Origin of the sequence: Rhodosalinus sp., from assembly GCF_046542825.1 — a bacterium.
In the GTDB taxonomy this organism is placed as follows: domain Bacteria; phylum Pseudomonadota; class Alphaproteobacteria; order Rhodobacterales; family Rhodobacteraceae; genus Rhodosalinus.
Genome location: NZ_JBKHAQ010000149.1, coordinates 1 through 5,509, shown reverse-complemented (window position 1 = coordinate 5,509; position 5,509 = coordinate 1). Strand labels below are relative to the sequence as shown.

The 5,509-nt window shown below is 71.7% G+C and carries 5 protein-coding genes and 1 pseudogene; 3 read left to right on the top strand and 3 right to left on the bottom strand.

Going from position 1 to position 5,509, the window contains the following annotated elements; translation table 11 throughout:
• From ACLFOB_RS14035 to crtA, 3 genes and pseudogenes are all read right to left on the bottom strand, one after another.
• A pseudogene (locus tag ACLFOB_RS14035) lies at nucleotides 1-877 on the bottom strand (magnesium chelatase ATPase subunit D); the annotation flags it as partial.
• Nucleotides 874-1,878 carry a magnesium chelatase ATPase subunit I gene (bchI, locus tag ACLFOB_RS14030; RefSeq protein WP_410918204.1) on the bottom strand — a complete coding sequence of 335 codons (1,005 nt, stop codon included), beginning with the start codon at nucleotides 1,876-1,878 and terminating at the stop codon, nucleotides 874-876. The gene bchI and the pseudogene ACLFOB_RS14035, both read right to left, overlap by 4 nt.
• Nucleotides 1,875-2,582 carry a spheroidene monooxygenase gene (gene crtA / locus ACLFOB_RS14025; protein WP_410918205.1) on the bottom strand — a complete coding sequence of 236 codons (708 nt, stop codon included), beginning with the start codon at nucleotides 2,580-2,582 and terminating at the stop codon, nucleotides 1,875-1,877. Before crtA ends, bchI begins: the two co-directional genes overlap by 4 nt.
• 126 nt (nucleotides 2,583-2,708) lie before the next feature.
• Between crtA and ACLFOB_RS14020 the strand changes: the two genes are divergently transcribed.
• From ACLFOB_RS14020 to ACLFOB_RS14010, 3 genes are all read left to right on the top strand, one after another.
• Nucleotides 2,709-4,253, top strand: coding sequence for a phytoene desaturase (locus tag ACLFOB_RS14020; RefSeq protein WP_410926481.1), 1,545 nt, complete (start codon nucleotides 2,709-2,711; stop codon nucleotides 4,251-4,253).
• Complete coding sequence (gene crtB, locus ACLFOB_RS14015) at nucleotides 4,250-5,290, top strand: 15-cis-phytoene synthase (RefSeq protein ID WP_410926480.1); 1,041 nt, start codon at nucleotides 4,250-4,252, stop codon at nucleotides 5,288-5,290. Before ACLFOB_RS14020 ends, crtB begins: the two co-directional genes overlap by 4 nt.
• Before the next feature lie 57 nt (nucleotides 5,291-5,347).
• A partial coding sequence (locus ACLFOB_RS14010) for a TspO/MBR family protein (RefSeq protein WP_410926482.1) occupies nucleotides 5,348-5,509 on the top strand: 162 nt, incomplete at its 3' end.

The window sequence follows — 5,509 nt, the reverse complement described above, 5'->3', positions numbered from 1 at the left end:
CGGCCAGGCGGGTCAGCAGGTCGGGGGGGAGCAGGGCGGCGACGGCCTCGACCAGAAGCTCCTCGGGCAGATCGCCGAGCTGGCCGTCGTCGTCGGGAGCCTCTGCCTCGGGCTCGGGCGGCTCCTCCGGCGGGGTCTCGTCCTCTTCGGGCGGGGGTTCGGGCATCCGCGTGGCGCGGGCGGGATAGACCAGTTCGGCGGCCTCGCGGATGTCGTCCTCGGCCACGGCATCGCGGCCTTCGAGCGCGGCCGCGGCGCGGGCGGCGCGCAGGGCGATCAGCGGCGCGCGCAGACTGTCGATTCCGAAGCGGGCGGCGAGCGCGGTCAGCGCGGGGGCGGCCTCGTCGGGCAGTGCGACCTGCGGCAGGCGCGCCCGGGCGGTTGCGATCGCCTCTCGCGGCAGGTCGCCCCGCGCCTCCAGCCGGCCGATGCCGTCGAGGTCGGCGGCGAAGGCCAGCCGTTCCGCAAGCGGGTCGGGCGCACGCTCGTCCGGCTCGGCGCCCTCGTCCAGCAGGATCAGGCTGTGGGCGGGCGAGGCGTCGAGCAGTTGCGCGAGCCGCGCGGCGAGGTCGGGCGCACAGCGTTCGGCCATCGGCAGGATCAGGCGGCAGGGCCGGTCGGCCAGCCCGCCCGTCACCACGGGGCGGCCGGCGGCAAGGGTCGCGGTCACATCGAGCCCGCCGTAGAGCTCTGCATCGCCGATTTCGGGGTGGATGCGGTGCGCTTCGCCGCCGAGTCCGGCCAGCAGCGTCTCGAACTTCTGCCGCACGGGGCCCACGCGGGCGCGCAGGACCATGCCGCGCAGGCCAGCGGGGTCAACCGCCAGTAGCGTCAGCGCGCGCAGCGCGCGTTCCCAGCGCGCCGCGCCCTCGCTCACGCCAGCACCTCCTCCACCACCCGCGCCACGCGGGCGCCGGAGCCCGACTCGTCCAGTGGGTCGCGGCGCAGGCGATGCGACAGGGCAAGGGGTGCGACACGCCGCAGATGCCGCCGCCCCAGCGTCTCGGCGCCCTCGTAGGCGGCAAGCGCGCGGCCGGCGCGCAGCAGCGTGAGTTCGCCGCGCAGCCCGTCCGCGCCCAGCGCCATGCAGAGCTGCGCGCAGTCACGCAGGGCGTCGTCGGGCGCCTCGACGCCGCGCAGCGCATCGCGCGCGGCGAGGATGCGGTCGCGCACCTTCGCGTCCTCGGCGCCCCAGTGCGCCATGAAGGCGTCGCGCCCGGTCTCGAAGGCGTCGCGGCGGCGGACCACCTCGATGCGCTCCTCGATGTCGCTGGGCGAGGCGACCTCGACCGACAGGCCGAAGCGGTCCAGAAGCTGCGGGCGCAACTCACCCTCCTCGGGGTTGCCGGAGCCGACAAGGACGAAGCGCGCCGGGTGGCGGATGCTGAGCCCTTCACGCTCGACCACGTTCTGCCCGGATTGCGCCACGTCCAGCAGCAGGTCGACGATGTGATCCTCGAGCAGGTTCACCTCGTCGATATAGAGATAGCCGCGGTTGGCCTGCGCCAGCAGGCCAGGCTGGAACACCTTCTCGCCGCTCACCAGCGCGCGCTCGATGTCGAGCGCGCCGGTCACGCGGTCCTCGGTCACGCCGAGGGGCAGGTCGACCACCGGCGTGGGCCGCTCGACGATCTCTTCGCCCACGCCCAGCGCCCAGTCCGGCACCGCCTCGGGCGTCTCGGCGTTCACCGGGCACCCCAGCACCACCCGGATCGGCGGCAGCAGCGCGGCCAGCGCGCGCACGGCGGTGGACTTGCCGGTGCCCCGGTCGCCGAAGACCAGCACGCCGCCGAGCCCCGGCTCGATGGCCGTGAGGATCATGGCAAGTTTCATCTGCTCCTGCCCGACGATGGCCGAGAAGGGAAAGGCTGGCGTCATGCGGCGAGCTCCAGGTTTGCGACGGGGTCCTCGCCCTCCCATGTGCCACGCGTCGCGAGGATGCGAAAGCGGGCATAGAGCTCTTCGCGGAACCAGTCGCCCTCGCGCACCGCGCGGATGGCGCGGCCATGGGGCGTGTCGCCGCGCGCAAAGCGGGCCATGCTCGCCGTGTCGGGCCAGATCGAGACCGTCACCTGCTGCACCCAGGGCACCTCGCCGATGCCGATCTTGAAGCGCACGTCGGTGTTCTCGCCGATGGCGCGGCTCACCGAGGGGCCCTGGCTCCAGAAGGCGAGCGCGCGGGAGGGCTTCACGGTGGCGCGGGTGAGCACGGCTGTCGGACCGGACCACGGCTTGGCGTTGACCTCGAAGGGTTCGACGCCGGCCCAGCGCCCGCGCGCCGAGCTCGCCGCGAGGAACATGGTGAAGGCTTCCTCCGCACGGTCGTGGTAGCGGCGGAAGACCGGCGCCTCCGCCGTGCGCGCCTGCGCGGTCTCGAGGTCGGGCCAGGTGGCGAGAATCGCGTAGACGCCCCAGTTGGGCCAGGGTGTGAAACCTTCGCCCACCCCGGAGCCGCAGAGCTTCCAGGTTCCGATATCGGGCACGCGGGCCATCGGGCCGCGCGCGAGCCCCATCTGCGCGAAGGCCCAGACGCGGGCCATGCCCCTGGGAAAACGGAAAAAGCTCAGGCTGACGGTCTGCATCGTCTCTGTCTCTCCAGCCGATAGTGTCAAGTCAATTTGACACATCGGCCTGAGCGGGAAAAGTGTCGCCAAGGCCGCAGGCTGCGCTTATTGTCAACTTGAGTGGACAGTAGTAGCATCGGATTCATGTTGACACGCCTCGATCCCAACCTTGTCGCCGGCGCCACGCCCGCCGCACCCTCTGCCGTGATCGTCGGTGCCGGACTGGGCGGACTCGCCTCAGCCATGCGGCTCGGCGCGCGGGGCTACCGCGTCACCGTTCTGGACCGGCTCGACCGGGCGGGCGGGCGCGGCTCCTCGATCACGCAGGACGGCCACCGCTTCGACCTTGGCCCCACCATCGTCACGGTGCCGCAGATCCTTGAAAAGCTCTGGGCCGCCTGCGGCCGCGACTTCCACGCGGATGTGGATCTGCGCCCGCTCGACCCCTTCTACACGATTCGCTGGCCGGACGGCGCGCATTTCACCGCCCGCGCCTCGACCGAGGCGATGGTGGAAGAGGTGCGGCGCCTCTCGCCCGGCGACGTGGACGGCTATCTGCGCTTCCTCAGGGACGCCGAGCGGCGCTATGTCGTGGGCTACGAAGGCATGGTGGCCGAGCCGATGCACCGGCTCTGGGACACGGTGAAGGTGCTGCCCGAGTTCGGGGTGCTGCGCGCGGATCGCTCGATCCTGGGCCTGGCGCGCGCGCGGGTGAAGGACGAGCGGCTGCGCATGGCGCTGTCGTTCCACCCGCTCTTCATCGGCGGCGACCCGATGCACGTCACCTCGATGTATGCGCTCGTCAGCCATCTGGAAAAGGAATACGGCGTCCACTACGCCATCGGCGGCGTGCAGGCGATCGCGGACGCGATGGCGAAGATCGTGGCCGAACAGGGTGGCGAGATCCGCTACGGCGCCGAGGCCGACGAGATCCTGGTCGAGAAGGGCCGCGCGACGGGCGTCCGGCTGACCGATGGCGAGGTGCTGCCGGCCCGCGTCGTCGTCTCCAACGCCGACGCGGGGCATACCTATTCGCGGCTGCTGCGCAACCTGCCGCGCTGGCGCTGGTCGGACCGCACGCTGCAGCGCAAACGGTGGTCCATGGGGCTGTTCGTCTGGTACTTCGGCACGAAGGGCACCGCGCAGATGTGGCCCGACGCGGGTCACCACACGATCCTGTCCGGCCCGCGCTACGAGGGGCTGTTGCAGGATATCTTCCTCAAGGGCCATCTCGCCGACGACATGAGCCTTTACCTGCACAGGCCCTCGGTGACCGATCCCACCGTGGCGCCCGAAGGCGACGACACCTTCTATGTGCTCTCCCCTGTGCCGCACCTGGGCCACGACAATCCGGTGGACTGGTCCGGGATGCGCCAGAGCTACCGCGCGAAGGTGGCCGCCGAGTTGCAGCGGATCATCCCCGGCTTCGAGGATCACCTTTCGTCCGAGCTCATCTTCACGCCGGAGGACTTCCGCGACCGCTACCTCTCACCTCTGGGCTGCGGCTTCTCGATCGAGCCGCGAATCCTGCAAAGCGCATGGTTCCGGCCCCACAACGTGAGCGAAGAGGCGGAGGGCCTCTACCTTGCCGGCGCGGGCACGCATCCCGGCGCGGGGCTGCCTGGCGTCATCTCCTCGGCGGAGGTGCTGGACAAGATGGTGCCCGACCCGGCGGAGGTGCCCGCTTGATCGCGCCGGACGACCTCGGCCACTGCACGCAGGCGATCCGCCACGGGTCGCGCAGCTTTCACGCGGCCTCGCATCTCCTTCCGCGCGACGTGCGGGACCATGCCCTTGCACTTTACGCCTTCTGCCGGCTGGCGGACGACAAGGTGGACCTGCAGGACGCCAAGGCCGCCGCGGTGGACGAGTTGCAGGAGCGCCTTGCGCTGGCCTACGCGGGCCGCCCGCGCAATGCGCCCACCGACCGCGCATTCGCCGCGATGGTCGAGACGGTCGAGATGCCGCGCGCACTGCCCGAGGCGCTGCTGGAGGGGCTCGCCTGGGACGCGCTGGAGCGGCGCTACGCCACGCTGTCGGAGCTGCGCGCCTATTCGGCGCGCGTGGCCTCTGCCGTCGGCGCGATGATGTGCGTGCTGATGGGGGTGCGCGAGCGCGGCGCGCTGGCGCGGGCCTGCGACCTTGGCGTTGCGATGCAGCTCACCAACATCGCCCGCGACGTGGGCGAGGATGCGCGCGAGGGCCGGCTCTACCTGCCGCTCGACTGGCTGGAGGGCGCGGGGATCGACCCCGAGGCCTTTCTTGCCGCGCCGCACCCCTCGCCGCCGCTGCGCGCGCTGGTGCGGCGCCTGCTGCGTGAGGCGGACACGCTCTATGCCCGCTCCGAGGCCGGTGTGAAGCGGCTGCCGCTCCGCGCGCGCCCCGGCATCTTCGCCGCGCGCTACATCTATGCCGGGATCAACGGGCGGATCGCCACGGCGGGCCACGACAGCGTGACCACGCGCGCCGTCACCTCGGCACCGCAGAAGCTGGGGTGGCTGGGCCTTGCGCTGATACGCAGCGGCGCGACGCTCGTGATGCCGGTCTCGCCGCTGCTCTACGCGCACCCGCTGCCCGAGACCGCCTTTCTGGTCGAGGCCGCGGCCGCACCCGAGCCGCGGACCGGCGACTGGTCCGACAAGCTCTATGCCACGCTCGCCCGCGCCAAGGCGCACGAGATCGCGCGCCGCGGCTCGTTGCTGGAGCCGGCCCGCCGGGCGGGCTGAGCAACAGGATTCTACCGGCATCTTGAAGCAGGGGCGCGCGAGCGTTAGCTCCGTGCCATGGACTGGGTGATTTTCGCGATCCTGCTCGCCGCCTGTTTCGGCGCGGGCTCAACCGGCGGGCTGTTTCCGCCCGGTCCCTGGTATCGCACCCTCAACAAGCCGGTCTGGACGCCGCCGGACTGGCTGTTTCCGGTGGCCTGGACCACGCTTTACATCTGC